General features: G+C 65.7%; 26 protein-coding genes. 12 read left to right on the top strand and 14 right to left on the bottom strand.

All coding sequences use genetic code 11. From position 1 onward, the window contains the following. Positions 1-249 precede the first annotated feature (249 nt). Together NDI89_RS05070 and NDI89_RS05065 are read left to right on the top strand one after the other, a co-directional pair. Positions 250-1,632, top strand: a complete 1,383-nt coding sequence (locus NDI89_RS05070) for an FAD-dependent oxidoreductase (protein ID WP_277520416.1) — start codon at positions 250-252, stop codon at positions 1,630-1,632. A gap of 668 nt (positions 1,633-2,300) precedes the next feature. After that, positions 2,301-3,785: a phytoene desaturase family protein gene (locus tag NDI89_RS05065; protein WP_277520415.1), complete on the top strand. Its 1,485-nt coding sequence runs from the start codon at positions 2,301-2,303 to the stop codon at positions 3,783-3,785. 27 nt (positions 3,786-3,812) lie between these two features. On the opposite strand, the gene NDI89_RS05060 is transcribed toward NDI89_RS05065, so the two are convergent. Together NDI89_RS05060 and NDI89_RS05055 are read right to left on the bottom strand one after the other, a co-directional pair. Continuing rightward, a complete protein-coding gene (locus NDI89_RS05060) occupies positions 3,813-4,274 on the bottom strand; it encodes a pyridoxamine 5'-phosphate oxidase family protein (RefSeq protein ID WP_277520414.1) in 462 nt (153 codons plus the stop codon). Next, positions 4,271-5,356, bottom strand: coding sequence for an LEA/WHy family protein (locus NDI89_RS05055; protein WP_277520413.1), 1,086 nt, complete (start codon positions 5,354-5,356; stop codon positions 4,271-4,273). Before NDI89_RS05055 ends, NDI89_RS05060 begins: the two co-directional genes overlap by 4 nt. Before the next feature lie 303 nt (positions 5,357-5,659). Between NDI89_RS05055 and NDI89_RS05050 the strand changes: the two genes are divergently transcribed. Both NDI89_RS05050 and NDI89_RS05045 read left to right on the top strand, forming a co-directional pair. Beyond that, positions 5,660-6,241, top strand: a complete 582-nt coding sequence (locus tag NDI89_RS05050; RefSeq protein WP_277520412.1) for a LemA family protein — start codon at positions 5,660-5,662, stop codon at positions 6,239-6,241. Further along, positions 6,241-7,005, top strand: coding sequence for a hypothetical protein (locus NDI89_RS05045; protein WP_277520411.1), 765 nt, complete (start codon positions 6,241-6,243; stop codon positions 7,003-7,005). Before NDI89_RS05050 ends, NDI89_RS05045 begins: the two co-directional genes overlap by 1 nt. A 1-nt stretch (position 7,006) precedes the next feature. On the opposite strand, the gene NDI89_RS05040 is transcribed toward NDI89_RS05045, so the two are convergent. After that, positions 7,007-8,020, bottom strand: coding sequence for a zinc metalloprotease (locus NDI89_RS05040; protein WP_277520410.1), 1,014 nt, complete (start codon positions 8,018-8,020; stop codon positions 7,007-7,009). Between the two features lie 234 nt (positions 8,021-8,254). Between NDI89_RS05040 and NDI89_RS05035 the strand changes: the two genes are divergently transcribed. The 5 genes from NDI89_RS05035 to NDI89_RS05015 all read left to right on the top strand — a co-directional run bounded on the left by NDI89_RS05035 (position 8,255) and on the right by NDI89_RS05015 (position 12,410). Then, positions 8,255-9,850, top strand: a complete 1,596-nt coding sequence (locus tag NDI89_RS05035; protein ID WP_277520409.1) for a GMC family oxidoreductase — start codon at positions 8,255-8,257, stop codon at positions 9,848-9,850. A gap of 97 nt (positions 9,851-9,947) precedes the next feature. Next, a complete protein-coding gene (locus NDI89_RS05030) occupies positions 9,948-10,613 on the top strand; it encodes an AIM24 family protein (RefSeq protein WP_277520507.1) in 666 nt (221 codons plus the stop codon). 325 nt (positions 10,614-10,938) lie between these two features. Next, a complete protein-coding gene (locus tag NDI89_RS05025; RefSeq protein WP_277520408.1) occupies positions 10,939-11,061 on the top strand; it encodes a hypothetical protein in 123 nt (40 codons plus the stop codon). 51 nt (positions 11,062-11,112) lie between these two features. Further along, entirely contained in the window at positions 11,113-11,853 is a 741-nt protein-coding gene (locus NDI89_RS05020; protein WP_277520407.1) for a hypothetical protein, read from the top strand. A 50-nt stretch (positions 11,854-11,903) separates the two neighbouring features. Next, positions 11,904-12,410 (top strand): DUF2391 family protein, encoded by a 507-nt coding sequence (locus NDI89_RS05015; RefSeq protein ID WP_277520406.1) that lies wholly within the window; start codon positions 11,904-11,906, stop codon positions 12,408-12,410. A 70-nt stretch (positions 12,411-12,480) separates the two neighbouring features. On the opposite strand, the gene NDI89_RS05010 is transcribed toward NDI89_RS05015, so the two are convergent. The 4 genes from NDI89_RS05010 to NDI89_RS04995 form a co-directional block, all read right to left on the bottom strand. Then, positions 12,481-13,317: a GNAT family N-acetyltransferase gene (locus tag NDI89_RS05010; RefSeq protein ID WP_277520405.1), complete on the bottom strand. Its 837-nt coding sequence runs from the start codon at positions 13,315-13,317 to the stop codon at positions 12,481-12,483. Between the two features lie 126 nt (positions 13,318-13,443). Next, positions 13,444-13,866 carry a universal stress protein gene (locus NDI89_RS05005; RefSeq protein WP_277520404.1) on the bottom strand — a complete coding sequence of 141 codons (423 nt, stop codon included), beginning with the start codon at positions 13,864-13,866 and terminating at the stop codon, positions 13,444-13,446. 108 nt (positions 13,867-13,974) lie between these two features. Continuing rightward, entirely contained in the window at positions 13,975-15,636 is a 1,662-nt protein-coding gene (locus NDI89_RS05000; protein WP_277520403.1) for an acetate--CoA ligase, read from the bottom strand. Positions 15,637-15,727: 91 nt separating this feature from the next. Further along, on the bottom strand, positions 15,728-15,961 hold the full coding sequence (locus NDI89_RS04995) for a hypothetical protein (RefSeq protein ID WP_277520402.1): 234 nt from the start codon (positions 15,959-15,961) through the stop codon (positions 15,728-15,730). 128 nt (positions 15,962-16,089) lie between these two features. Here NDI89_RS04995 and NDI89_RS04990 point away from each other — a divergent pair, with 128 nt between their 5' ends. Then, on the top strand, positions 16,090-16,656 hold the full coding sequence (locus tag NDI89_RS04990; protein ID WP_277520401.1) for a Rieske (2Fe-2S) protein: 567 nt from the start codon (positions 16,090-16,092) through the stop codon (positions 16,654-16,656). Between the two features lie 142 nt (positions 16,657-16,798). After that, complete coding sequence (locus NDI89_RS04985; RefSeq protein WP_277520400.1) at positions 16,799-17,248, top strand: response regulator; 450 nt, start codon at positions 16,799-16,801, stop codon at positions 17,246-17,248. Between the two features lie 33 nt (positions 17,249-17,281). Here the strand turns inward: NDI89_RS04985 and NDI89_RS04980 are convergent, their stop codons facing one another. The 3 genes from NDI89_RS04980 to NDI89_RS04970 all read right to left on the bottom strand — a co-directional run bounded on the left by NDI89_RS04980 (position 17,282) and on the right by NDI89_RS04970 (position 19,370). Beyond that, a complete protein-coding gene (locus NDI89_RS04980; protein WP_277520399.1) occupies positions 17,282-18,163 on the bottom strand; it encodes a TIGR01548 family HAD-type hydrolase in 882 nt (293 codons plus the stop codon). Between the two features lie 62 nt (positions 18,164-18,225). Beyond that, positions 18,226-18,882 (bottom strand): metalloprotease family protein, encoded by a 657-nt coding sequence (locus NDI89_RS04975; RefSeq protein WP_277520398.1) that lies wholly within the window; start codon positions 18,880-18,882, stop codon positions 18,226-18,228. 80 nt (positions 18,883-18,962) lie between these two features. Then, positions 18,963-19,370, bottom strand: a complete 408-nt coding sequence (locus tag NDI89_RS04970; RefSeq protein WP_277520397.1) for a UPF0146 family protein — start codon at positions 19,368-19,370, stop codon at positions 18,963-18,965. Positions 19,371-19,409: 39 nt separating this feature from the next. On the opposite strand from NDI89_RS04970, the gene NDI89_RS04965 reads away from it, so the two are divergent. Beyond that, on the top strand, positions 19,410-19,931 hold the full coding sequence (locus NDI89_RS04965) for an archaemetzincin family Zn-dependent metalloprotease (RefSeq protein WP_277520396.1): 522 nt from the start codon (positions 19,410-19,412) through the stop codon (positions 19,929-19,931). A gap of 43 nt (positions 19,932-19,974) precedes the next feature. Here NDI89_RS04965 and NDI89_RS04960 read toward each other — a convergent pair whose 3' ends face one another. The 4 genes from NDI89_RS04960 to NDI89_RS04945 all read right to left on the bottom strand — a co-directional run bounded on the left by NDI89_RS04960 (position 19,975) and on the right by NDI89_RS04945 (position 24,238). Beyond that, positions 19,975-21,789, bottom strand: a complete 1,815-nt coding sequence (locus tag NDI89_RS04960; RefSeq protein ID WP_277520395.1) for a ribosome biogenesis/translation initiation ATPase RLI — start codon at positions 21,787-21,789, stop codon at positions 19,975-19,977. A gap of 2 nt (positions 21,790-21,791) precedes the next feature. Beyond that, entirely contained in the window at positions 21,792-22,109 is a 318-nt protein-coding gene (locus tag NDI89_RS04955; RefSeq protein WP_226004499.1) for an EMC6-like membrane protein, read from the bottom strand. 219 nt (positions 22,110-22,328) lie between these two features. After that, positions 22,329-23,663, bottom strand: coding sequence for a bactofilin family protein (locus tag NDI89_RS04950; protein ID WP_277520394.1), 1,335 nt, complete (start codon positions 23,661-23,663; stop codon positions 22,329-22,331). Between the two features lie 2 nt (positions 23,664-23,665). Further along, positions 23,666-24,238 carry a DUF7344 domain-containing protein gene (locus NDI89_RS04945; protein ID WP_277520393.1) on the bottom strand — a complete coding sequence of 191 codons (573 nt, stop codon included), beginning with the start codon at positions 24,236-24,238 and terminating at the stop codon, positions 23,666-23,668. Between the last annotated feature and the right edge of the window lie 79 nt (positions 24,239-24,317).

Here is a 24,317-nt window from a genome sequence, read left to right as displayed (position 1 = left end):
CGACGACGAGGCTCTCGAGACGAGTGCCGGGAGCGACGACGCGACCGCGGAGCGTCAGAGAACCGTGAACGATCGATAGCTGGCGAGTGAGGCCAGTCTATCGGTCGATCGTCTGACTCGCAGCCGAGATCTCGCGGTCGGCTTACAGTCGTCGATAGGGGTTTCGGCAGTCGTCGAGACCTCGATCAGAAAAATATGAGTTATAGGGCTGGAGTCGAGCGATTGATATACCGACCCATACGATCAATAATGTCTGGTAAATACGACTTAGTAATCGTCGGCGGCGGTATCAGTGGCGCGTCACTCCTGTACACGACCGCGAAGTTCACCGACATCGACTCGATCGCGCTGATCGAGAAGGAGTCGGAGATCGCGGCGATCAACTCCCACCACACGAACAACTCCCAGACGCTGCACTTCGGGGACATCGAGACCAACTACACGCTCGAGAAGGCCGAAGAGGTCAAAGAGGGGGCGGAGCTCCTCGCGGGGTATCTGGAGAACCACGACCCCGACCGGGAGATGCACGCCAAGCGCAGCAAGATGGTCCTCGGCGTCGGCGACGAGGAGGTCGCGGAGCTCGAGGAGCGCTACGAGGACGAGGGGTTCGGCGACCTCTTCCCGAAGCTCCGACCGATCGAGCGGGAGGAGATCGGCGAGATCGAACCCAAGGTCGTCGAGGGTCGCGATCCCGCCAAGGACATGCTCGCCCTGCAGACGCCGGACGGCTACGTCGTCGACTACGGCGAGACGACGAAGTCGTTCGTCGCGGAGGCGGAAGCCGAGGCGTCGGTCGACGTCTTCACCGGCACGGAAGTGACGGACATCACGCCGACGCTCGAGGGGTACACGATCGAGACCGACGCCGGCCGCTTCGACTGTGACGCCACCGTCGTCGCCGCCGGCTCGCACAGCCTCCAGATGGCGAAGGAACTCGGCTACGGCCAGGACAAGGTCCTGCTCCCCATCGCGGGGAGCTTCTTCCTCGCGGACGACCTCCTGAACGGCAAAGTCTACACGCTCCAGATGAAGAAGCTGCCCTTCGCCGCGGTCCACGGGGACGCGGACGTCCACGACTCGTCTATCACGCGGTTCGGACCGACCGCGAAACTCGTTCCGGCCCTCGAGCGCGGCCGCATCTCGACGGTAAAGGACTTCTTCGACGTCTTCGGGCTGAACGCGGCGGCGTTCCTGAGCTACGCCAACATCCTCTCCGATCGGATCCTGCTGCCGTACGTGCTCAAGAACCTCCTCTACGACCTCCCGAACGTCGGCCGGAAGCAGTTCCTGCCACACGTCCAGAAGGTCGTCCCGAGCGTCGAACTCGAGGACATCGAGCGCGCGAAGGGGTACGGCGGCGTCCGGCCGCAGATCGTCGACACGAAGAACAAGTCCCTGGACATGGGCGAGGCCAAGATCGTCGGCGACGACGTCATCTTCAACATCACGCCGTCACCGGGCGCCTCGACGTGCCTCAAGAACGCCATGCGCGACACGCACACGCTGCTCGAGTTCCTCGACGGCGAGTACGAGTTCGACGAGGAAGCGTTCCGCGAGGAGACGATCGATAACTTCCCGCGCGGGGACGAATCCGACGGGAAAAAGGCCGTCAAGCCAAGCGCCGACGACTGAGACGGCGCTACCCGCCGCCCAGTACCTTTCGGACTCTATCCGAAATCTGTCGAATGAGTGATTGTTTGGACTCGTCCGATGTCGCGTCTGTGGTGTTCGTGTCCGCCGGTCTCGGTTCCGGCTCCGTCGACTTCGAGCTCGGGTGTGCGTTGGGAGACGCGTGCTCGCAATACGGACAGGCGTCGTTCTCGTCGGCGTAGTACGGCAGGCCACACTCGTCGCACGTCGTTCGGTCACCTCGTGTGGAGGTTTCAGTACTCATTGGCCCGTTCGATTTAGCGTCGCGAGTACAATATAGTTCAATCACCGTTGACGAGACAGACAGGCGTAATTGCAGATTAGCCGACTGTCCGTTCTCGTTCGGGGTGTCCGGTGGTGGTTCGAACCACCGCGGCCGCTTCCAGATGGCTCGAGAGAGCGACGGGTCGGAAACCGACTCGAGACCCGCCTTCCGATCGTTCCGCCGTCCCCTCCGAGCAAGCGACGGTAGCAGCCACGCATTATTTATACCTGAAATGAGATAATAGATCAACCACTACGGACGAAGAGAACGCTGACGACGACGTTCTCGCTCGTCTCAATCGGCGAGGAACGAGCTCGACCACCTGCGAAACGATCGGTGACGCGGTCGGTCGTCGATCGGTACCGCGATTCGTCGTCGCTTCATCATGACTGATCACAGCTTCGACGTCGCCGTTATCGGGGGCGGTGTCGCGGGAATGAGCACTGCAGCACGGGTACAAGCCCGGGGGTTGTCGACGGTCGTGCTGGAACGACACGACCGGATCGGCGGCTGTGCCGGGTATTATCGCCAGGACGGGTTCACGTTCGATGTCGGTGCGACCACGCTGGTCGATTTCAGCCCGGGGGGTATCGGCGGCCAGCTACTGGACGAGGTCGGGTTCGAACCGCCAGCCATCGAGTTGCAGGACGCCTACGACGCGTGGCTGCCCGACCGGACGGTTCGACTGTATCGCAATCAGGAGAAATGGGACGCGGAACGACGAGCCAAGCTCGGCGACGACGACTGCCATCTGGCGTTTTACGCCTTCGTGGACGAACTGTCCGAAACCCTCTGGCGAATCACTCGGAGCGGCGTGAAACTCCCGATTCAGTCGCTCGGCGATCTCATCAGAAACGCGAGGGCGGTCGGCGTGGCCGGACTCCCGCTGGTACGGTATCTCCGGTGGACCGTGGCGGACGCACTGGAGAAGTACGGCGTCTACGACGACGCTCCGCTTCGCAACCTGATCGCCATGCTGGTCGAAGACACGGTTCACTCGACGATCGAGGACGCGCCGTTACTCAACTCGATCCTCGGTATCACGATCCGACGAACGGGACTCGGACGGGCGACGGGTGGAATGTACGGCTTCTGGACGTCGTTTGCGGAGCAGTACGTCGATATCGGGGGGACGATCGCGACGGGACAGACGGTAACCGACGTGACCGGTGCCCGCGGAAACTTCTCGCTCGGGACGGCGACGGATCAGTTCTCCGCGGAACAGGTCGTCAGCGCGGTCCCGATTACTCTCACGAGAGAGATCGCTCCGACTATCGTCGGCGACAGGTTGGACGAGCACATCGCGATGGTGCGCGCCCACGAGGGCGGAGCGATCGTCGTGTTTCTCGGCGTCCCGGCGGCAGCGGTCGACGGTCGCGAGGTAACGCACCACCAGATACTGACGGACTACGACGAACCGCTGGGGAACGGAAACAACATGTTCGTCTCCGTCTCCGACCCCGACGACCGAACGAGCGCACCGGCGGGCTACCGCGCCGTCATGCTTTCGACGCACTGCGACGTCGATCCCTGGCAGAACCTCGAGCCGGCGACCTACGAACGAAAGAAGGAGGCCGCGGGGCGGCAATTGATATCGCGCGCACGGACCGTCTATCCGGATCTCGCGACCGATCCGGCGGTGTACGAGATCGGAACGCCGGTAACGTACGAAGGGTTCGCGAGTCGACCGCGCGGGGCAGTCGGCGGATACAAGCAGACTCTCGAGAACACTAACCAGCGGGCCGTTCCCCAGGATATCGGTATCGACGGCTTCTACCTCGCGGGCGATACGACGTGGCCGGGACTCGGGACCGTGGCCTGCGTCCTCGGAAGCGAGATCGCCGCGGAGCACGTCCTCAACGGCCGCTGATCGACCATCTCGCCCCTTGAGCGGCCGCTATTCGGATTTCCCGCTCGAGCCCGCCCCCATCCGCTCGCTGTAGTCCCAGCTGTAGCTCTCCCGGGGCTCGATCCGGATCGCGACCTCGTCGCGGTCCTCGTCGAGCAACCACTCGGCGAGCGAGGAGTCCGTCCCGCCGAGGTAGCGCTCGACGAGGTCTCGCAGGACTGGTCTGCCGTCGTCGTCGATCTCGACGGTCCCGTTCCCCCTGATTCCGCGGTAGGGGATCCGATTCGTCGAGATATCGAAGGCGATCTCGGGATCGTCGCGGAGGAAGCGAACCACGTCCGCGTTCGCCCGCGTCGCACACTCGAGGACGCCGTCGCGATAGCGATACCACAGCGTCACCAGCCACAGGGAGCCGTCGGGTCTGTGCGTCGCGATCCGGATCGGAACCGTCGTCTCCTGCAGGAACGCGCCGGTTTCGTCCTCGGTCCAGGTCCCGCGGAACTCGGTCATACTCGAGTCGTTCGGACCGGCGTTCCAAAAAGTTCGACCATACCCGGCGGCGCGGGTTCCGAATCCGGCGGACTCGACCGCGACGTGCCGTCGATACCGACACTCCTGTTTCGAGCAGCGGCCGACCCCTGGTTCCCCGACGAGTCGACCGTCCCGGCGTCCGCCGAGCCGAGCATATCGGTCCGAAACGTCCGGTTGTACGAGAGGAAATCCAGCGGGACCTCCCGCTCGAAGCCGGCGTACTCGAGGGTCGCGGTGAAATCGACGGTCAGGGTCGAGGTCTCGTCGTTCCGGAGGTGGGTGACCCACCACTCGTCTAGTTCGTCGGTGTCGATCGCGGCGGTGGCCGCGAGCGTCCGCGTGCTGTTCGGCGGGAGGAGGGTCTGCTCGCCGGCGACGCCCTGCCCGACGGGGACGCCGTTCAGCCGGACCGCGTATCTGACCTCCGTGATCGGGATCGGGATCGGCGTCGGGTTCGTGACCGTCGCCGACGCGTCGATCGGCGTTCGGTTGGTCGTGGCCGTCCCCCACTGGGCGTCCGTCTCGTTGACCACGAACAGTAGCTGGCCACCGGCCCGGACCTCGCGGCGCTCCGTGAGTCGGAGGGGCTCGAGCAGGTCCGTCCGGACGGTGCGAGTTCGGGTCCACTCTTCCGCCGGGAGTCGGAGGCCCGCGTATTCGACGACGACGTCCGGTTCGACCCGCACCGTCGTCGTCTCGTTCCGCCTGACGTGGGAGGCCCACCACGCCGGAATGTCGTCGTTGTCGAGCCACGTCGAGACGGTGACGTTCGCGTCGTCGCCGGCGGCGTCGATCCGTCGTTTGCGTTCCGAAGCGATCTCGAGATCGTTCAGCGAGACCGTATACGAGACGTCCGCCGCCGCGTCTCCGAGGCGCAACAGCCGCGGATCGTCGACGCCGATTCGGGTTTCGACTTCGGTCCGCTCGCTCGTAACGGTCCCCCACTCGTTGTCGACCGATTCGACCTGCGGCCGGTCGAGTGCGACGACGCCGTAGGCGACGCTCGCGGTGACGAGGCCGAGCGCGACGAGGACGACCAGCCACGTTCTCCGACGGACCATCTCCCGCACCTTCGCCGCGGCCGCAGTTCCCGTGTCGCGTTACACGTTCAGGTCGTTGAAGTCCGGAGGCGCACTCGGTCGATCCCGGTACTAAAGCCCGGCTCGTCCCTCTCCCTCGAGGACACGCGAAATCGGCTCGGTGTGACCGTCTCGAGACGAGGAGGAACCGTGTCGGTGACCGCAATCGTCCCTGCAGCGCCGCCGCTCCGTCGGCAGTCGATCGATCGTTGCGGTAGCGAAGCGTAACAGAACATATAATTAATTGGACGAGAACTGTGGGAAAAGATAAATCTCTTCGGGGTGGTGATCGCGGGGTTCGGGGCCCTCGTCGTCGGGTACAGCGTCGTCAGGTATCTCTCACACGCGCAGGCGCGGCTCGCGGAGGCCCACGAGCGCTGCGAGAAGACCTGGGCCGACATCGAAGTCCTGCTGGAACGGCGACGATCGGAACTCGAGCAACTGATCGATCTGACGAACGAGCACGTCTCCCACGAACGGGATCTGCTCGAGGGTCTCATCGAGGCCCGCGAGGGGGCGATCGACGCGCAATCGCCGGAAGAGGCCGCATCGGTCGCGGTCTCGCTTCGGGAAACGGCACGGGAAGTGTACGCGCTGTCGGACGAATACCCGGAGCTGGCGTCGAACGATCGGTTCGAGGAGCTTTCGGACTCGATCCAGCGCCTCGAGCAGCGGATCGAGGACCGCCGCGAGCGGTACAACGAGGCCGTCGCCGCGTACAACGTCCTGTTGAACACGTTTCCGGAGTCGGTGTTCGCCGCCCGTCGCGGGTTCACCCGCCGGCAGCCGTTCGTCGCGTCTCGCGGCGCCCACGAGGGCGTCGACGTCGGTGACCGCCTCGACGGCGGGGCGACGACCGAGACGTAATGCTCGCGATCCTTCTCTACGCGGGGCTGGTGCTCGGTTCGGGCTTGCTCGTCGTGGTCGGAATCGAGACCGTTCTCTCCGGGTTCGAACGGTACGAGGAACGGGCCGCGATCGTCGACCGGCCCCGTTCGGCGCTCGAGTCGGTCGCGTTCGGGAAGACCGCGCTCGTGGGGACCGGTCGACCCGACGGGCAGCCGGAGCAGGTCCCGTTCGGCGGCCGCGAGCGGGCCCTGTTTTACGACGTGACCGTCGACGACACGAACAAACTCGAGACGGCCCACGTCGACGAGCGGGTCGGCCCCTCGTTCCTCCTCGAGACCGGCGACGAGGCACGCGTCCGCGTCGACGCGTCCGAACTTCGGCTGGACCTCTCGGCGGATCGCCAGTGGTCGACGGAGATCGCCAGTCACGAGCCCATCGCCGACGATCTCGCCGCGTTCGCCGAAATGAAGGGGGTGCCCTCGCAGGGGCTGGAACGCGATCGACGGTTCGCCTACGAGTACCTCGCGCCCGGCGACGAGGTGTTCGTCTACGGTCGCGCGGTGCCGGACGACGCCCGGGCCGCGAGCGACGAGAAGCGCGTGCTCGTGACGGCACAGGAAGACGGCGGCGGTGTGGTCTCCGATAAATCGCCGGAGACGCTGCTCGCCGAGCGGCGGCGGGTTCTGCTCGAGAGCGTCTCGCTTGGCGTGCTCGAGGGCGTCGTCGGCCTCGCGGCGTTCCTCTGGCTGACCGGGATCGCGCAGTACCTGCTTGGTGCCTGACCTACGACCACTCCTCGGCGGCGACGAATCGGAGACCGCCGACGATCCCTTTCACGAACCAGGCCGTGAACACCCCGAGCGCGACGCTCAGTAACAGGAGCCCGATAGCGACGCCGTCGGAGAGATCCGGGCCGAAAATCCGGTCGTGGACGGACACGGTGACGAACAACCAGCAGAACGCGGAGCCGAGATAGAGAACGGCGTTCGCCCAGAACGTGACGGCCCGATAGATCTCGTGTGCTGATTCCGGGAGATCTCGAGCGGACCCGGTACCGGGACGCGGGAGGCGATCGACGACGGGCCCCGACAGTGCGACGAACTCGATCACCGCGATGACGGCGAACCCGATCGGTGCCAGGAGATAGTCCACCCACGTCCGGCGATCGCCGTCCGCTTCGGGACCGCTCGCGTCGGACTCGGCACGCGTTCGGACGGTCCAGTCGCCGGGGGCCGGCGGCTTCGGATACGTCGCGTCGTCCGTGAGCGCGTTCCGGCAGTCCTCGCAGTAGGTCGTCGGTGCTGAATCCAGCTGACGGCGGGTCTCTCCGGGTGCGACGACACACGGCCGATCCTCGCGGCGCGTATGCAGGTACGTCCGCAGTCCGAGCATCGTGCCGACGACGGAGCGAGCCTCTTTGGCCAGCCGCTCGCGCTCGAGAGCGGTCGGTTCGCGGCCCTCGAGCAGTCGAGCCGTCGAGACGACACCGACCCTATCGAACTCGCCCGCGACGCCGAACAGCGCGGTCTGGTCGCGGCTCATTTTGATCCGCTCGTCGGTGACGCCGACGGCCAGGTCCGCGTCCGGCGTTTCGCCTCGGAGGTACTCGAGGAACCCCCGCCCGACGTGGGCGTTCGAATCGGTTCGGGGAGGCGCTCCGATCGAATCCCGAATCGGAACCGGAAATTCGAACGTCTCGCGGAGCGCTTTGGCGACTTCCTCACACGCCGCCGGCGACGGATCGCCGACCGGTATCACCACGGTACGAGGTGTGTTGCCGTGGGGAAAGACGGTCATTATATTCGCAACTGAGAGGTGACGAGAAATACATTTCGGTGTCCGTCGGCTTCAGTCAGGAACGGACGGACTCGCTGCGTTCGCGTGGTCTCCGTCCGGACTCCCCCTCGATCGGTCTGAAAACCGAGGTGTAGGGCCCCCTCTTCTCGAGACCGTGGCGACGTCCGCTCACGACAGCCGCCGCGACATTCGTTGAAACGTTTATGATGGTTCCCACGAACGATATGGTATATCATGACAGGGGCTGGGCGGTGGTACGACTACGTCATCGTCGGCGCGGGGCCGGCGGGCTGTGTGCTCGCGAACCGACTCTCTGCCGACGCCGACACCGAGGTGCTGTTGCTCGAGGCCGGAGAGCCCGACGAGCAGCGCGAAATCGGGATTCCGGCGGCGTTCTCGGAGCTGTTCCAATCGGCAGTCGACTGGAACTATCACACCGAACCGCAGTCGGAACTCCGCGACCGGGAGCTCTATTGGCCCCGCGGGAAGACTCTCGGCGGCTCGAGTTCGATCAACGCGATGATCTACGTTCGGGGACAGGCCGAGGACTACGACCATTGGGCGGAGCTGGGCAACGAGGGATGGGGGTACGAGGACGTGCTGCCGTATTTCAAGCGAGCCGAGCACAACGAACGCGGCGCCTCGGAGTACCACGGAACGGGCGGGCCGCGGAACGTGGCCGATCCCCGGTCACCGAACGGGCTCAGCGAGGCGTTCGTCGAGGCCGGGCAGGCAACAGGGCTGCCACACAACGGTGATTTCAACGTCGGCGATCAGGCGGGCGTCGGACTCTATCAGGTGACACAGGAGGACGGCCGTCGACACAGTGCCGCCGACGCGTACCTGAAGCCGGTGCTGGACCGCCCGAATCTGACTGCGGTGACGGGGGCGCGGGTGACGCGGGTCCGGTTCGACGGACGGGAGGCCGTCGGCGTCGAGTACGCGCGCGACGATGCCGACGGCAGTCCCGCGACCGTCGACGCGGCCGAGGACGTCGTCCTCTCGGCCGGCGCGATCAACTCCCCGCAGTTGCTCCTCCTCTCCGGCGTCGGCCCGGCCGACCACCTCGCCGAACACGACATCGACGTCGTCGAGGACCTCCCCGGCGTCGGCCGAAACCTGCAGGACCACCTGCAGGCCGGCGTCGGCTACGAGTGCGAGAAATCGATCACCCTCGCCGACGCAGAATCGATCTGGAACCTCCTCAAATTCCTGCTGCTGAAGAAGGGGCCGCTGACGTCGAACGTCGGCGAGGCCGGCGGGTTCGCGACCGTCTCCGAGGACGCCGACACACCAGACATTCAGTTCCACTTCGCCCCGTCGCACTTCGTCGAACACGGACTCGAGAACCCCGACGGGCACGGGTTCTCGCTCAACGCGCTCCGACTGCGGCCCGAGAGCCGCGGTCGGATCACGCTCGCCTCCGCGGACCCCTTCGACGACCCGGCCATCGATCCCCAGTATCTGACCGAGGGCGAGGACCTCGAGGTGCTGCTCGAGGGCGTCAAACTGGTCCGCGAGATCCTGCGGTCCGAGCCGTTCGACGAGTACCGCGGCGAGGAGATACTGCCGGGGTCGGACGTCCGGAGCGACGACGAACTGATCGAGTACATCCGCGAGTACGCCGAGACGCTGTACCACCCCGTCGGCACCTGCAAGATGGGCGACGACGAGATGGCCGTCGTCGACGATCGGCTGCGAGTCCGGGGACTCGAGGGGCTTCGCGTGATCGACGCCTCGGTGATGCCGACGATCACGAGCGGCAACACGGACGCGCCGACGACGATGATCGCGGAGAAGGCGGCCGACTTCATCCGAGACGAGGCCTGATCGGTCGGACCGGGCTGTCCCGAAGCTGATACACGAGTACCTATTTGACCGATCGCGACAAACGAGGTCGGTGAGCCGAATTCCGGCTCGATACACCATGAACGTCGACGAATTCGTCAGCACGAACGAACCCGAGGCGGGCGGTGACACGTTTCAACTCGAGAACGGCAAACTGCTGGACGTCGCCCTCGACGGGTCCGTGATCGCGAAGGCCGGATCGATGATCGCCTACGACGGAGACATCTCGTTCGAGGGGAAGTCCTCCGCCGAGGGCGGGATCACGGGATTCCTCAAGGAGAAAGCGACGGGAGAAGGGACGCCCGTGATGGAGGCGACCGGGAGCGGCCACCTCTATCTCGCCGATCAGGAGAAGAAGATCCAGATCCTCGATCTCGACGCGGACCAGTCGATTTCGGTCAACGGCACCGACGTACTCGCCTTCGAGTCGTCAGTCGACTACGAGATTCGAACCGTCGAGAGCATCGCGGGCTTCTCGGCCGGCGGCATGACGAACGTCTTCCTCGAGGGCCCCGGCAGCGTCGCGATCACGACCCACGGCGAGCCGCTGGTCTTGCGGCCGCCGGTCAGGACCGATCCCGGTGCGACCGTCGCCTGGAGCGGGACGACGCCCGGAAGCCACGTGGATCGCGCCTTCTCGAACATGATCGGCCAGTCTTCCGAGGAAACCTACCAGCTCGAATTCACGGGCTCGGAGGGATTCGTGGTCGTTCAGCCCTACGAAGAGCGCGCTCCGCAGCAGTAGCAGGCAGCATCGTCTCACGTCCGGGAGGTCGATGGGTATGCGTTCCTGGACGATTCCATGAGACGACGAGCGCCCGGCTCGATATCGGCCACGGTCGCACTGACACTCCCCAGAGTCGCCGTCGTGGGGGCCACCGGCCTCCTCCCTTGGCTCGCGGCAGTCGGTGGGCTCGAGTCTCAGGCACCGGCCGTCGTCCGCACGCTGTCCACGTTCTGGACCGTAATTCTGACCGGACTCGCCGTTCTCGGGTCGGCGTTCCTGCTCGCGTGGGCGGCTGCTTGCGACGTTCTGGGCGTTCCTCGTCCCGCTCGGGGGCGGGATCGACATGCTCGGGATAGTGTTATTCGTCAGCCGCCGCGCGTTCGGTCGGCTGGTTCGGCGGACGGCGGGGACGATCGGCGACGCGATGTCGACCGGTGGCGAGCGACCCCACAGCGCCGACGACTGAACGGACCGGTCACGAACCTACATTTCCGTCGCCGGTATACGTCATAGAGCGATGGTCTCTCTCGGCTCGGTCGCTCTCGAAGCCGCACTCACTCCCGCGCTCGCGGTCGCCCTCGCGCTCGTTCACCTCTTCGCCGACCGCCTCGGAGTCGGCGGCCGGATTCCCCGTAGCGGGTGGCTGTCCGCCGCCGGCGGCGTCTCGGTCGCGTACGTGTTCGTCCACCTCCTCCCCGAGATCGGGGCGGCCGCCGCGACGCTCGAGGGCTACGGGACGGCGACGATCGCCGCCGAACACCACGGCTATCTGATCGCGCTCTTCGGATTCGTCGTCTACTACGGCCTCGAACAACTCGTTCGCCGGACCAACGGCCGGTCGAGGCGAAACGACGACGCAGCCGGCAGCGGCGTCTTCTGGATCCACGTCGGATCGTTCGCGGCCTACAACGCGATAATCGGCTACCTCCTGTGGGACCGCGAACTCGGTAGCGTGCTCCCCTTTTTCGTCACGATGGCGTTGCACCTTCTCGTCACGGACGACAGTCTTCGGGCACACCACGGCTCGGCGTATCACCGCCGCGCTCGCTGGCTGCTGTCCGCGGCGGTGATCGCCGGATTCGCCGGCGGATACGTCCTCGAGGACGCCGAACTCCTCCTCGCCGTGTTCGTGCCCTTCCTGGCCGGCGGGATCGTTCTGAACGTGATCAAGGAGGAACTGCCCGCGGATCGGGAGAGCCGGTTCTGGGCGTTCGCCGCCGGAACGGCCGGCTACGCTCTCCTCTTGCTGTTCGTCTAACGGAATTCGTCGAACGGGAGCGTTTTACCGTTTCACCGCAATCCTCCGGTATGAAACTCCGACGCCCGCGCCGTCCGCGCGACTTTCGGCTCGCGGACTCGGCCCAGCAGACCGTCGGCGGGTTCCTGCTCGCGGGTCCGTTCGTGGTTACGGAGGAGGTCTGGGTGCTCGCAGGGAACATGCACATCTCGCAGGCGCTCGTGATCGTCGCGATCGTCTTCTCGATCGGCTACGCGGCGCTGTACAAGGCGGACACGACCCGCGACCTCGACGACGAACAGGAGGTGGCTGGCGTTCCGCTCCGTTTCATTTCGCTGATGGTCGTCACGTTCGGCTCGGTGTCCGTGCTCGCCCTCCTCTTCGGTGCCCCCGGAACGTTCCTCCCGGACGCCGTGGCCGATTGTGGCCCCGAAGCTCTGTTCGGGTCCTCCGGCCCCTTCTTCGAGCGCGTCGCGACTTCCTGTGAGCGCGCCGTGACCTCGTTCAAAGCCGTGACCGTGGGGTCGGTCTTCAGCGTCGTCGGTGCGGCGACGGCCGACAGCATCTTCGCGAAATAACGCGGGGTCGGCTTCGGTCTCGAGGGACCGACTCGAGGCTACCGGGACGATTCGGCGGCTTTCGCGGCGACTACAGGTGCGAGTCGTCGTACGACTCCTCGGATCGCTCCGCGTGTGCGTTGCCGCAGTCACTGCACTCGAGACGGTCCATCTCCGCCATCGAGACGTCGAGGGAGCCGCAGTTCGCGCAGTAGAAGCCGTACTGCTCCGCGCGGTCCTCGTCCTCGTAGGTGACGAAAAACGACGCTGCGGTGCCGGATTCTTCTTCCTCGCGGGCGACGTACACCGTCTTCCCGTCGTCGCTCGTCGCCGTCAGCTGGCCGTCCGTCGTCTCGGTTTCGGGGAACTCCGCCGAGTCCGCGTCCTCGTCGTCCGCCGAGTCCGCGTTGGACTCCGCGGGGAGATCCACGTCGACGTCAGAATCCGTGTAAACGTATTTCACGAGCGACTCGCCGGCGACCTCGATGCGACGGTCGCCGTCGTGCTCGAGGCCGAACCGTTCGACGAACTGGTGGCCCTCGGTGTTGGCCTCGAGGACGGTGACGCAGACGTGTTCGGCACCGCGATCGCGGAGCGTCTCCGTCGCGGTCTCGTACAGCTCCGTCCCGATCCCTTGCCCTCGGTGTTCCGGGTCGACGAACAGCCAGTTCACCTCGCCCCGTCCGTCCTCGAGTCGCCCTTCGACGAATCCCGTGATGGTCGCGCCCTCGATGTCCTCGCCGCTCTCGGCGACGTGAAGCAGGGTGTCCTCGTCGTCTCTCTTCTCGTCGACGGAGTCGTCCCCGAACTGGTCGTCGGTGATCCCGTCGATCTGTCCCGGACTGAGCCTGAACGAGGTCGTCATCGAGCTGTCGACGACCTCCCGAATCCGCGCCGCCTCGTCCGCTTTCGGCTCCCGAATCTCCATACCGGACACTCGGTAGCGATCCGGATAAGATGGCTGCCGGCGGGAACATGGACGGCTCCAGCAGACGTCCCTGCGGTCCCCGAGTCGGGGGTCGGAAAACTGACCGCTCGTCCGCCGGCAGTCGACCTACTCCTCGCCGCTTCCGGTGACGACCACCGGTCGGTCGGAGCTGAGAATGATCCCCTGGGCGACGCTTCCGAAGATCGCTTTCCCCACGGGCGAGCGCTTCCGGCCGCCGAGAACGATCGAGTCGACGTCGTAGGCGTCCGCTTCCGAGAGAATGTCGTCTTCGGTGTCGCCGCTGTCCTCGAGGATCGTCACCTCGACGCCGGCTTCCTCGAGGGCCTCCTGTGCGCGGCGGACGGAGCCGATCCGCGAGGCCGATTTGAATTTCTCGAACTCCTGGGGCAGGTCGTCGCTGTTCTCGGTGAAGACGAACAGGATGTAGGCCTCGACCGCTTCCTCGGCGTTCGGAAGCGATGTCACGTAGTCGACCTGTGCCAGCGCACGATCTTCGTTGGTATCGACGGGTATCAACACGCGGTGCATAGCGGGGCGTTCGGATGGGGAGACAATAAAACCGCGTCCGCGTATCGTCGTTCTGACGGTCTGTTGACGTTCTCGACGGCGGTGCGAGACGGATCGAGCCGGGCGCGCTCACTCCTCGGCGATTCCCTCGCGCTCTCGCAGGGAGCGACGGCGAATCTTGCCCGTCGTCGTCGTCGGCACCGTCTCGACGAACTCGAGTTGGTGCGGGTACTCGTACTCCGCCAGTCGGTCCCGAACCAGGTCGCGAATCTCCGTGCGAAGCGTGTCGGGGTCGTAGTCGTCGACGGCGGGTTTGACGAACGCCTTGATCGCCTCGCCGCGGGTGTCATCCGGAACCCCGACGACGCCGACCTGCTCGACGGCCTCGTGGACGAGGATCACGTCCTCGACCTCCATCGGGCCGACGCGGTAGCCGCTGGTGAGGATGACGTCGTCGGCTCGAGAGACGAACCAGACGTAACCGTCGTCGTCGCGCTCGACGAGGTCGTCGGTCAGGAACCATCCGTCTTCGGTCCGCTTGCTCGCCGTCTTCTCCGGCAGGCCGTGGTACTCGTCGAAGAAGACGCGGCGATCGCCCGGCCGAACAGCGAGTTCGCCGACCTCGCCGCGCTCGAGTCGCTCGTGCGTGTCGGGGTCGAGGACGGCGATCTCGTAGCCGGGGAGGGGCTTGCCCATGCTGCCCGGCTGCGTGTCGAACCACCTCGACGAGTTTCCGACGACGAGGTTGAGCTCCGTCTGGCCGTAGAACTCGTTGATCGCGACGTCGTCGAACGTCGACTCGACCCAGTCGACGACCTCCGAGGTGAGCGGTTCGCCGGCCGAGGCGAACGTCTCGAGCGAGAGGTCGAACCGGCCCTCGGGATCGTCGAGACCCATCAGCATCCGGAGGGCGGTCGGGGGCATGAAGGCCCCGGTCACGTCGTGACGCTCGAGCAGCTCGTAGATCGCTTCGGGGTCGAACCCGTCGCGAGGCCAGCCGACGACGGTACAGCCGTGGTGCCACGCGGCGAAGAGGGTCCCGCCGAGCGCCGCGCCCCACGCCCAGTCCGCCGGCGTCCACACGGTGGCTTCGCCCGCCGCGAGCCCCTGATCGAAGTAGTTGTACGCCGCGGCCGCCCGCCCGAGCCAGAGCGCGTGGCTGTGTCGGACCCCCTTCGGCGGTCCCGTCGACCCGCTCGTGTACATGATCGCCGTCGGCGTCGCCGGCGTGGCGTCGTAGACTTCGATCCCCGGCTCGTGGGTCGCGAGGAGATCGTCGAAGGCGTGTGCATCGCCCGCGACTGAATCGCCGTCGCCGAGTTCGATCACGTGCTCGAGCGCCGGACAGTCGTCGCGGATCTCGTCGACGGTCTCGCGAACGCTCGGGTCGACGACGACCGCCTTCGCCTCGCTGTCCGCGAGGCGGTACCGGAGGGCGTCGCGACCGAAGAGGACGGTAAGCGGCACGGAGACCGCGCCCAGCTTCCAGTTCGCGAGGTGTGTAAGCGGGTTCTGTGGTTTCTGCGGGACCACGACGCCGACGCGGTCTCCCGCCTCGATTCCGAGGTCCGCGAGCGCGGCGGCGAGGCGATCGGACCGTTCGTCGAGATCGTCGAAGGAGTAGGTCTCGAGACCGGACTCGGGATCCTCGTATCGAAGCGCCGTTCGACTCGCGTCGTCGTGTTTCCGGAGGAAGTCGACGGCGGGATTGTACTCGTCGGGGAGATCCCACGCGAACTCCGCGCGGGCCGTCTCGTAGTCGTCGTACGTCGGCATTACCGTCCAGGTCATACGGGCACCTACCGGAGCCAGTGCATAGCGTTTTTCGACATCCGCGAAAACCGTGAGCGCGTTCGATTCGTGCGCCGGGAGTCGCGCCCGATCAGTCCTCCTCGGTCTCTTCGGCTTCTTCGCCCTCCTCGCCGCCGCCCCCGTCTGTACTATTCTCGCTCTCGCTCTCACCCTCGACCTCGACCTCCGCTTCGACTTCGATGGTCAGGCCGCCGGCCTCGAGTTCGCCCTCGAACTCGCGTTCGTCTCCGACCTCGATCTCGAGTTCGTTCGAGTCCACTTCGACTTCGACCTCCACGTCGACGGTGACGTCGTGATCGTCCATACTCGTCCTTCGATCGGCTCCCCTAAAGGGATACCGCGCGCTCTCGAAACCCGAGCGTCGACCCTCCGATCCCGTTCGAACGAACTCGGTCCGGAACGTATTTTTAGGTTGGCCGAAAAGAAGCGGGTATGACTGATCCCGTCCGAGTAACGCTCGAAGGAGCGGACGAATCGGCGGCCGTTCGCATCTACGACGACGAGGGGGACGTCTCGACCGACGACGCGACGTTCCGATTCAGCATCGGTGGCGGACGGGAGGGGGACTCGAGCGGCGACGAGACCGACGGAAGCGCCGACGATGGAGACGCACCCTCGGACGGGGACCCCCGCTACATCGCGCCGCTAGCTGACGTTCCGACGAACGGCACGCTCCGGTGTGAGGCCCGCCGCGATCGCCGCGGGACGGAACTGATCCTCCGACGAGAGGGAACGGACGTGTTCGCGTGGCGGAACTCGTGCCCCCACAAGCCGGAGGTCCGACTCGACCCCGGCTCCGGTGCGATCGTCCGCGACGACCGACTGGTGTGTCACGAGCACGGCGCGCGCTTCGAGTGCGGTGACGGCGTCTGTACGGCAGGGCCGTGCCGCGGGGACGCACTCGAGTCGATCGCCGTGACAGTTCGCGACGGAACCGTCTACCTCACCGACGAGCGGTTCGACTCGTGCCGCCGGTTGGACGACCCGACCGACCGATGAGCACCGCGGACCGGTTCAGCCGTTCCGGGAGTCGCCGACCCGTCGGAGCACGCCACCGTCACTCCCGAACGACAGTGTTCAAACGAACACTCTCTTCTCCGATAACCGCACGTCTCTTTTAGGAACCGATCCAACGAGTAGTATGTCGCCACCGATCGAGGACGCCATCACGATCTTGCTGATCGAACCCAATCCCGGTGACGTGCGTCTGTTCTCCGAATCGTTCGACGACGCGAACATCGCCTGTGAAATCCACACCGTCAGCGACGGCGCGGACGCGCTCGATTTCGCCCACCAGCGCGGCGACTATGCGGACAGTCCGCGTCCGGACTTGATCCTGCTCGACTTCCGACTGCCCGATATCGACGGGGCCGACGTCCTCTCCGAACTCAAGTCGGCAGCGGCGCTGCGGTCGATCCCGGTGATCGTGATGACGAGTTCGGCGTCGGAAGAAGACATCGCTCGATCGTACGACCTCCACGCGAACGCGTACGTTCAGAAGCCGGTCGAACCGGACGAATTCATCGAACTCGGCCGGTCGTTCGAGGACTTCTGGCTGACGTTCGTCCGCTTTCCGGGCGAGCAGCCCTGACGAACGATCGCTGGGGCCCGTTTCCACGATTCGCTACGACTCGAGGAACTCCGGTACCTCGTTGATCGACTCGAGGACCGCCCGCGCCCCCTCGCGCTCGTATTTCCGACGCCCCGCTTCGCCCGTCAATCCGCCGGTCAGCACGCCGATTCCGTGGTACTCCCGACCGGGATCGGCCTCGTTCGCGTTGACTGCCGTCCGAACGTCGTCCAACGTGTCGCCGACGAAGATGATCGACGCGGCGTCGAAGCGCTCCGCGAGCGTCGTCAGCGCGCGGGGATGGGGCTTCCCTTCCTCCCAATCGTCCATCGTGAAGCGGCGCTCGACCGGAACCGCGTCGTCGAGTCCCACCCGCTCGAGGGCGATCTCGGCCTCGGCTTCCGGTCGCCCGGTCAGGACGCCAACGTCGTACTCCGCGAGCAACCGTTCTCGCGTCTCGGACTCGAGCAACACCGGCTCGTCGTGGATGAACCCCCTCGTCTCGCGCTCGAGGTCGGGATCGCCCCCCTCGAGCCCGCGATAGAGTTCGTCGCCGAGGTACAGTTGCTGGAAGACGTCGCGGAGCCGCTCGCGATCCCAGCGGCCGGTCACGCGCTGGGTCGCCCGCGCGCCGATCGCCTCGCGAACGACGGTTTCGGCCGCCTCGAGACCGCCGCCCGCGGCGGCGATTCCGTCGGTGTAGGCCTCGAGGGACTCGCCGTACCCCTCCTCGGTCGCCAGCACGTAGAGCGCGGCGGCGTCCGTCAGCTCCCAGTCGTTGTTGAACCCGCCGGCGTCCTTGAACTCCTGAATGTCGTCTTTACGGATCGTCCGGTCGTAGACCGCCTCGACGGACTCGACGATCGCCCGCCGGTAGGAGTCGGCGACGTCGACGAGGACGCCGTCGATGTCCAGAACGACTGCATCTGCGTTCATACCCTGATAAACGGACGGGCAGGCATAAAGTGGACCGAATTCGATGGACGAGCGGATCGCGTTCAGATACCCACTGTGCCGACGACGGCGAACGCGACGATCCCGATTCCCACGGCATAGAGCAGGTCGGCCCACAGCCACGAGAGAATATTGACGACGTAAATGGCGACGACGACGGGGATTCCGACCAGGACGATCGGGGACCGCCGCCACTCCGACCGCGAACGAGTCCACAGCGTGTTCGCGTCGCCGAAACTCGGGAAGGCTCTCACGCCGACGGCGAGGCCGACCCAGCCGAGCCCGATTACCAGCGCGAGCGTCGTGGTCGAGGCGCTCCGGAGGACCTCGAGCAGCTCGAGCGGCGACGATCGACCATCGGCGGCCATCGTCGTGACCGCGGCGAGACCGAGAAAGGCGACGAACGAAATGACGGTGTTGACGAGAAACGGAGCGACGCTGATCACGAACGTCTCCCGATACCGTTCGGGTTGGCCGTGGCGGACGTACCCCGCCGGATTCCCGAGCCCGAAGTATTTGACCTCGACGACGGGAACGCCGACGAGATCGCAGGCCTGCTCGTGGGCGAATTCGTGAACGACGGTCCCGGGCGCGGCGGCGAGTTGAAACGGGATCGACAGCAGGTGGCCGACGCCGGCGAGCCACGCGAGTACGACGACCACGAATGCAACCACGAAGACGTAGTCGATTCCGACAGCCATCGCTTCTCGAAACGACTCACGATCTGATAACTCATTCGAACCGATCGGTCAGCGTCGTCGTGTCGACCGCGGTCCGGCCGTTACGGCGACTCGACCGCTCGAGCGACGTACAGCGTCCCCTCCTCGATCGTCGTCCGCTCGACCGGAACCGCCGGCTGGTCGCCGCCGAGGGTCGTAAACAGGAAGTCGGCGTCGGCGTCGCGAGCGACCGCGAGCGCCGGTCGGTGGAGTTCCGGCGGCAGGTTCCGCGCATAGATCGCGTCAGCGTCCGCGTAGATCGACGGCTCGGGGTCGACGACGTCGTCGCGGACGAACCCTATCGTGTCCGGAACGTCGCGGTCGTGAATATCGGTCGCGGTGACGCCGACTCCTCGCTCCGCGAGCGCTCGAGCGAGCTTGGTTCGGCGGCCGATCCCGATTTCGACCACTCGCTCGTACTCGAGAAGGTGATCGAGCAGCGACTCGAGATTCCGGCGAGAGTGGGCCACGGCGGGACGTTTATGCCACCCGCGGCCATAGCCCTTGCTATGCTCGTCGATATCGTGCCGGTCGGCAACGTCTCCGCCGAGGTCAAGCGGGCGGCCTCCGCCGCGTTGCGATCGGTCTACGACTGCGACGTGTCGGTCAACGACTCGCAGTCGGTCCCCAACGGCGCCTACGACTCCGACCGGAACCAGTACTCCGCGGAATCCTTCATCCAGCTCGCCGAGCGAGTTGGCCGCGGCGAGAAGAACATCGCGATCACCCCTCAGGACCTCTTCTACCGTCGCCGAAACTACGTCTTCGGCCTCGCCTACCTCGACGGCAGCGGCAGCGTCGTCTCGACTTACCGCCTCCAGACCTCGAGCGACGGCGGCTTCTCGAATCAGAGCGCCGCCGACATCTTCGAGGACCGCGTCCGCAAGGAGATCGTCCACGAGATCGGCCACACCTACGGGCTCGAGCACTGTGACAACAACCGCTGTGTCATGAACTTCTCGCCGACGGTCCGCGAGGTCGACATCAAGGAAGAGAACCTCTGTGGGAGCTGTCAGCGGCTGATCGGCTGACCGCTACGTACGGAGAGCAAATACCGGCGTCGAGTCGACCGACTTACGGTGCGTAGTAGTACTCGCCTTCGTCTTTCTGCTGGCGATCCAGCTGTGACTCGGGCTTGTTGATCCGCGGGCGCGAGGTGCGCTCGTCCCGGCGGAACGTGACCTCGAGGTTCGCGAGGAACTCGTTCATGCCGTCGCGCATCTCCTGTGGCTGGCCGGCGCGGCCGTGGACGGCGGGTTCGCCGTCGAAGACCATCAGCCGGTCTGCGAGCAGATCCATCATGTAGATGTCGTGGTCGATGACCATCACGGTGGCGTCCTGCTGTTCGGCGAAGCGCCGGATGGCCTTCGCGGCCTGGACCCGCTGTTCGACGTCGAGGTGGGCCGACGGCTCGTCGAGCAGGTAGAGATCCGCCGAATCGGAGAGGCAGGCCGCGATGGCGACCCGCTGGCGCTCCCCGCCGGAGAGATCGGAGAGGTTCTGCTCCATGATCCGCTCCAGCTGGAGGGGCTGAGCGATCTCGGTGTTCCAGTAGGACGACCCGAACTGGTCGGTGATCGACGAGAGGAAGGCGTCGACCCGCATGTGCTGGTCGATGGTGACGTACTGTGGTTTGTACGCGATGTCGAGGTCGAGATCCGTGTCTCCCTCGTCGGTCTCGAGGTTCCCGGTCAGCAGCTTGGCGAACGTCGACTTCCCGATCCCGTTGGGACCGACGACGCCCAGAACTTCGTTCTCCCGGATCGTGCCGCCCTCGACCTCGAGGCTGAACTCGCCGTCGCCGTAGCTCTTGGTGAGGTCCGGGTACTCGACGAGCGTATCGGCGCGGGTCACGCTCCGGGGCGCGTGCTCCTCGAACTCGATGGGGTTCGGCCGGATCCGCATGTTCTCGTTGTCGAGATAGCCCGAGAGGTACTCGTTGATCCCGTTGCGGACGGACTTGGGCGAGGTGATGACACCGTAGGCACCCGGCTCACCGTAGGCGACGTGGAGCGTGTCCGCGAGCAGGTCCAGGATCGCGAGGTCGTGTTCGACGACGAGGACCGACTTGTCCTCCTCCTCGGCGAGTTCGCGGATCAACCGCGCCGCGGTCACGCGCTGGCCGATGTCCAGATACGGCGTCACCTCGTCGAGGAAGTAGAAGTCCGTATCCCGGGCGAGCGTGGCCGCGATGGCGACCCGCTGGAGCTCCCCGCCGGAGAGGTCGTCGATCGACTGCTCCATGACGGGCCCGATCGAGAGCCGCTCGACCAGCTCGTCGAGGGCACCGCGCTCGTCGGTCCGCTCGAGCAGCTGCCGGGTGTTCCCGTCGAAGCTGTTCGGGATCTGGTCGACGTACTGGGGCTTGCGGGCGATCGTGATGTCCCCGTCGCGGACGTCCGCGATGTAGTCTTGTAGTTCGGTCCCGCGGTAGGCCTCGAGGACCTCGTCCCACCCCGGCTCCTCCTCGTGTCGGCCGAGGTTGGGCTCGAGTTCGCCGGCGAGGATGCGGACGGCGGTCGTCTTCCCGATCCCGTTGGGGCCGAGGATGCCGGTGACCTGTCCCTCCTGGGGCGCGGGGAGGCCGTACAGCGAGAAGGCGTTCTCACCGTAGCGGTGGACCGGCTCGTCCTGCAGTTCCTGCGGGAGGTTGATGATCTCGATGGCGTCGAAGGGACACTTCTCGACGCAGATACCGCAGGTCTCGCCCAGACAGATCTCCTCGGAGATGTGGATCTGTTCGGGCTGGCCCTCCGCTGCGTCCTCGCCGCGGAGCGTGATGCACTCCTTCCCCGTGCGGTTCGGCGGGCAGTAGTTCTTGCACTCGTAGCTACACCGGTCGGGTTGACACCGGTCTAAGTCTACGACCGCGATACTGTCGTCCGCCATGGTTAGCCCGTGTACTCCGACATGAGCAGGATGCCCCACGTCACGAACCACAGGGCGAAGGTCATGAACGCGATGAACAGGTAGTGTTTCGTCCCGAACTCGTCCTCGCCGTAGATCCCCGAGACGTTGATGAGGAGATACTGGACGAAGATCGCGCCGAAGACGAACGCGAGCGTCTGCGTGTTCTGGGCCGCTGCCTCGGATACCCCGACCCAGGCCGCGGAGGCCAGCGCCGCACCGACGCCCAGCAGCGCGGACAGCGCCGTCACGCTGACTGAGCGGATGTGCTCGCGCCGGTCACTGATCGATTCGGTCGACATGGGAAGGAATCCGGTGTCGGTGATAAAAAGGCGTTCGGGTTAGGCGCGTGCTCGCCCGGGGTCGAACCTGTGGTGACCGAGCGATTCGATGATGGTTTCGTCCGAGAAACTGACTGGTAATCCGTTTCCGTACTGCGACTGACGTCACGAGAGGCCCCTCGAGCGGGACGAGATCGGTACCGGAGAAGACCGCACGGTCGTGCGACCCCGCTCACTCGGTCACCCGCAGTTTTCGCTGATCTCGCCTTTGACCTGCGCGCCGGCTTCGAGCGTGACGCAGCCGTCGGCGGTGACGTCGCCCTTGACGACCGCGTCCTCTCGGAGCACGACGTCACCGCCGGCGATGACGTCGCCGTCGACCTCTCCTTTCGCTCCGACGGTCGCGTTTTCGCCGGCGTCGACGGTTCCCTTGATCGTGCTTTTCTCCCCCGTCGTGACACTTCCGTCGCGAGACGTGACGTCGTTCTTGACGCTGCTTTCGAGACCGGTCGTTACGTCGCCGCCCGCGTCGATCGTGTCGACGCTCTCGACGCTTCCGCCGAGGTCGACTTCGCCGTCCACGTCGACCGCGCCGTCGATCTTGCTGCTGTCCTCTGCGATCAGGTCGCCGCCCGCATCGATGCCGCCGGACGTCTCCTCCGCCTCGAGGATCACGTCACCGTCGGTCGTGACGTCTTCGCCGCCGGACGGGAACACCGGGACCGAGACGGTTACCTTGTCGAGCCGCCCCTTCGACCCGTACAGCGAGATCGTCACGTCCTCCCCTTCGACGGAGACCGGGTCGCCCGCACCGGTCTGGAAGCCGTAGATCCCGACCGCCACCGTCTCGCCGGCACCGACTTTCTCGTTCCCCTGCAGGTCGTACTCCCCGTCGCCGATCCGGACGACACCGGCTTTGGTCTCCGCGCCGCCGAACTCGACGGGTGGCGGGTTTCCGTTGCCGTCGTTTTCGACTTCAATCGCCTCCGCCGTCGTTTCGTCCACGCTGATCCCGTGAATCTTGGCCCGATCGCTACCGACGTTCTCGAGGCCGAACTCGAGTTCGTCGGTATCGGCCCCGAGCCCCGGATTCCGCACCTCGAAGTTCGCGTTGCTTCCCTTTCCCGTACAGCTGTAGTCGACCGCGGTGGTGTAGCTGTCCTCTCGCACTTCCAGCGTCGATCCGACGGCGTTCGCGTTTACGGTCACCGTCGCCGTGCCGTCACCGCCGCCGTCACAGGTCACCTCCAGTCCAGTAGTGTCTCCCGACGAGAGCGCCGTCGCGAACCCGCTGCTGACCGCCAGTGCACCGTTCGGGTCGTCGATCGTCACGTCCGTCTCGAGCGGATCGTACGCCTGATTCGCGTTGTTCGTGATTTCGACGATGACGGCATCGTTCTTTTTATCGGGCGTCTCGCCCGTCGTCTCGATTCCCACGAGGGCGTTCGCATCGCTCGCGGTTTCGGCGGATACGCCCCTGTCCGCCGCGATCGTGGTGAACCCGAAGACGGGCCCGGCCATCGCGACGGCGCCGAGCGCGACGAACACGAATCCGAGCTTGACGACCGTGTTCATGATTACGGTGGCCGCTCCATCTCGCCGAGTCGCATCCGTCGATTCTGTACCACGTGGACGACCGCCGAGACGGCGAACAGCGCGAACACCAGCGTCGCCCAGCCGAGCTCCGGGACCGCCTCGGTCGGGACGATCTCGAGCCACAGCCCGGCCATCACGACCGATCCGACTGCGGCCAGCCCCAGATAGTAGGTCCCCCACGGAATCGAGTCCGCCGGCACGACGTCGAGGTAGACGTCCAGTTCCGCGGCCTCGTCGGTGAGCTCGATCGTTCGATCGTCGAACTCGATCATGTCCGCGCGCTCGAGCGTCGGAAGATGCGTCTGCTGGAGCGACGTGTACACTCGCTTTCGCTCGGCCGACGTGATCGCCGCCACCTCCTTGTCGAGTTCCCAGGCGGCGACGTGTTCGGCGAGCTCGCCCAGCGTCACGGGGTCGTCCTCGCGCTTGCAGTAGTGGATCGCGTAACGGCGACGCTGATTGCTCAAGAGGTCGAAAATTTCGCCTTCCCGTGACTGGTCGTCGCTACCCGGCGTCTCGACGGTAGTCGGCTCGCTCTCGCTGGTTGTCGCCATCCCCCTGTCAGTACGAATGACTGGTCTACTGATGCATAACGCTTGTTGCCGAACACTGGTAGGAGCGGACTGCCGGAGC

The sequence above is a fragment of the Natrinema salsiterrestre genome, assembly GCF_029502005.1.
Lineage (GTDB): Archaea > Halobacteriota > Halobacteria > Halobacteriales > Natrialbaceae > Natrinema > Natrinema salsiterrestre.
Note: the sequence above shows the minus strand (reverse complement) of the source record. Positions and strands in the feature narration are given on the sequence as shown.

What these genes read in the sequence shown, in the direction of transcription:
- NDI89_RS05070 (WP_277520416.1), top strand. Translation starts at nt 250, where the DNA reads ATGTCTGGTAAATACGACTTAGTAATCGTCGGCGGCGGTATCAGTGGC.
- NDI89_RS05065 (WP_277520415.1), top strand. Translation starts at nt 2,301, where the DNA reads ATGACTGATCACAGCTTCGACGTCGCCGTTATCGGGGGCGGTGTCGCG.
- NDI89_RS05060 (WP_277520414.1), bottom strand. Translation starts at nt 4,274, where the DNA reads ATGACCGAGTTCCGCGGGACCTGGACCGAGGACGAAACCGGCGCGTTC.
- NDI89_RS05055 (WP_277520413.1), bottom strand. Translation starts at nt 5,356, where the DNA reads ATGGTCCGTCGGAGAACGTGGCTGGTCGTCCTCGTCGCGCTCGGCCTC.
- NDI89_RS05045 (WP_277520411.1), top strand. Translation starts at nt 6,241, where the DNA reads ATGCTCGCGATCCTTCTCTACGCGGGGCTGGTGCTCGGTTCGGGCTTG.
- NDI89_RS05040 (WP_277520410.1), bottom strand. Translation starts at nt 8,020, where the DNA reads ATGACCGTCTTTCCCCACGGCAACACACCTCGTACCGTGGTGATACCG.
- NDI89_RS05035 (WP_277520409.1), top strand. Translation starts at nt 8,255, where the DNA reads ATGACAGGGGCTGGGCGGTGGTACGACTACGTCATCGTCGGCGCGGGG.
- NDI89_RS05030 (WP_277520507.1), top strand. Translation starts at nt 9,948, where the DNA reads ATGAACGTCGACGAATTCGTCAGCACGAACGAACCCGAGGCGGGCGGT.
- NDI89_RS05025 (WP_277520408.1), top strand. Translation starts at nt 10,939, where the DNA reads ATGCTCGGGATAGTGTTATTCGTCAGCCGCCGCGCGTTCGGTCGGCTG.
- NDI89_RS05020 (WP_277520407.1), top strand. Translation starts at nt 11,113, where the DNA reads ATGGTCTCTCTCGGCTCGGTCGCTCTCGAAGCCGCACTCACTCCCGCG.
- NDI89_RS05015 (WP_277520406.1), top strand. Translation starts at nt 11,904, where the DNA reads ATGAAACTCCGACGCCCGCGCCGTCCGCGCGACTTTCGGCTCGCGGAC.
- NDI89_RS05010 (WP_277520405.1), bottom strand. Translation starts at nt 13,317, where the DNA reads ATGGAGATTCGGGAGCCGAAAGCGGACGAGGCGGCGCGGATTCGGGAG.
- NDI89_RS05005 (WP_277520404.1), bottom strand. Translation starts at nt 13,866, where the DNA reads ATGCACCGCGTGTTGATACCCGTCGATACCAACGAAGATCGTGCGCTG.
- NDI89_RS05000 (WP_277520403.1), bottom strand. Translation starts at nt 15,636, where the DNA reads ATGACCTGGACGGTAATGCCGACGTACGACGACTACGAGACGGCCCGC.
- NDI89_RS04995 (WP_277520402.1), bottom strand. Translation starts at nt 15,961, where the DNA reads ATGGACGATCACGACGTCACCGTCGACGTGGAGGTCGAAGTCGAAGTG.
- NDI89_RS04990 (WP_277520401.1), top strand. Translation starts at nt 16,090, where the DNA reads ATGACTGATCCCGTCCGAGTAACGCTCGAAGGAGCGGACGAATCGGCG.
- NDI89_RS04985 (WP_277520400.1), top strand. Translation starts at nt 16,799, where the DNA reads ATGTCGCCACCGATCGAGGACGCCATCACGATCTTGCTGATCGAACCC.
- NDI89_RS04980 (WP_277520399.1), bottom strand. Translation starts at nt 18,163, where the DNA reads ATGAACGCAGATGCAGTCGTTCTGGACATCGACGGCGTCCTCGTCGAC.
- NDI89_RS04975 (WP_277520398.1), bottom strand. Translation starts at nt 18,882, where the DNA reads ATGGCTGTCGGAATCGACTACGTCTTCGTGGTTGCATTCGTGGTCGTC.
- NDI89_RS04965 (WP_277520396.1), top strand. Translation starts at nt 19,410, where the DNA reads ATGCTCGTCGATATCGTGCCGGTCGGCAACGTCTCCGCCGAGGTCAAG.
- NDI89_RS04960 (WP_277520395.1), bottom strand. Translation starts at nt 21,789, where the DNA reads ATGGCGGACGACAGTATCGCGGTCGTAGACTTAGACCGGTGTCAACCC.
- NDI89_RS04955 (WP_226004499.1), bottom strand. Translation starts at nt 22,109, where the DNA reads ATGTCGACCGAATCGATCAGTGACCGGCGCGAGCACATCCGCTCAGTC.
- NDI89_RS04950 (WP_277520394.1), bottom strand. Translation starts at nt 23,663, where the DNA reads ATGAACACGGTCGTCAAGCTCGGATTCGTGTTCGTCGCGCTCGGCGCC.
- NDI89_RS04945 (WP_277520393.1), bottom strand. Translation starts at nt 24,238, where the DNA reads ATGGCGACAACCAGCGAGAGCGAGCCGACTACCGTCGAGACGCCGGGT.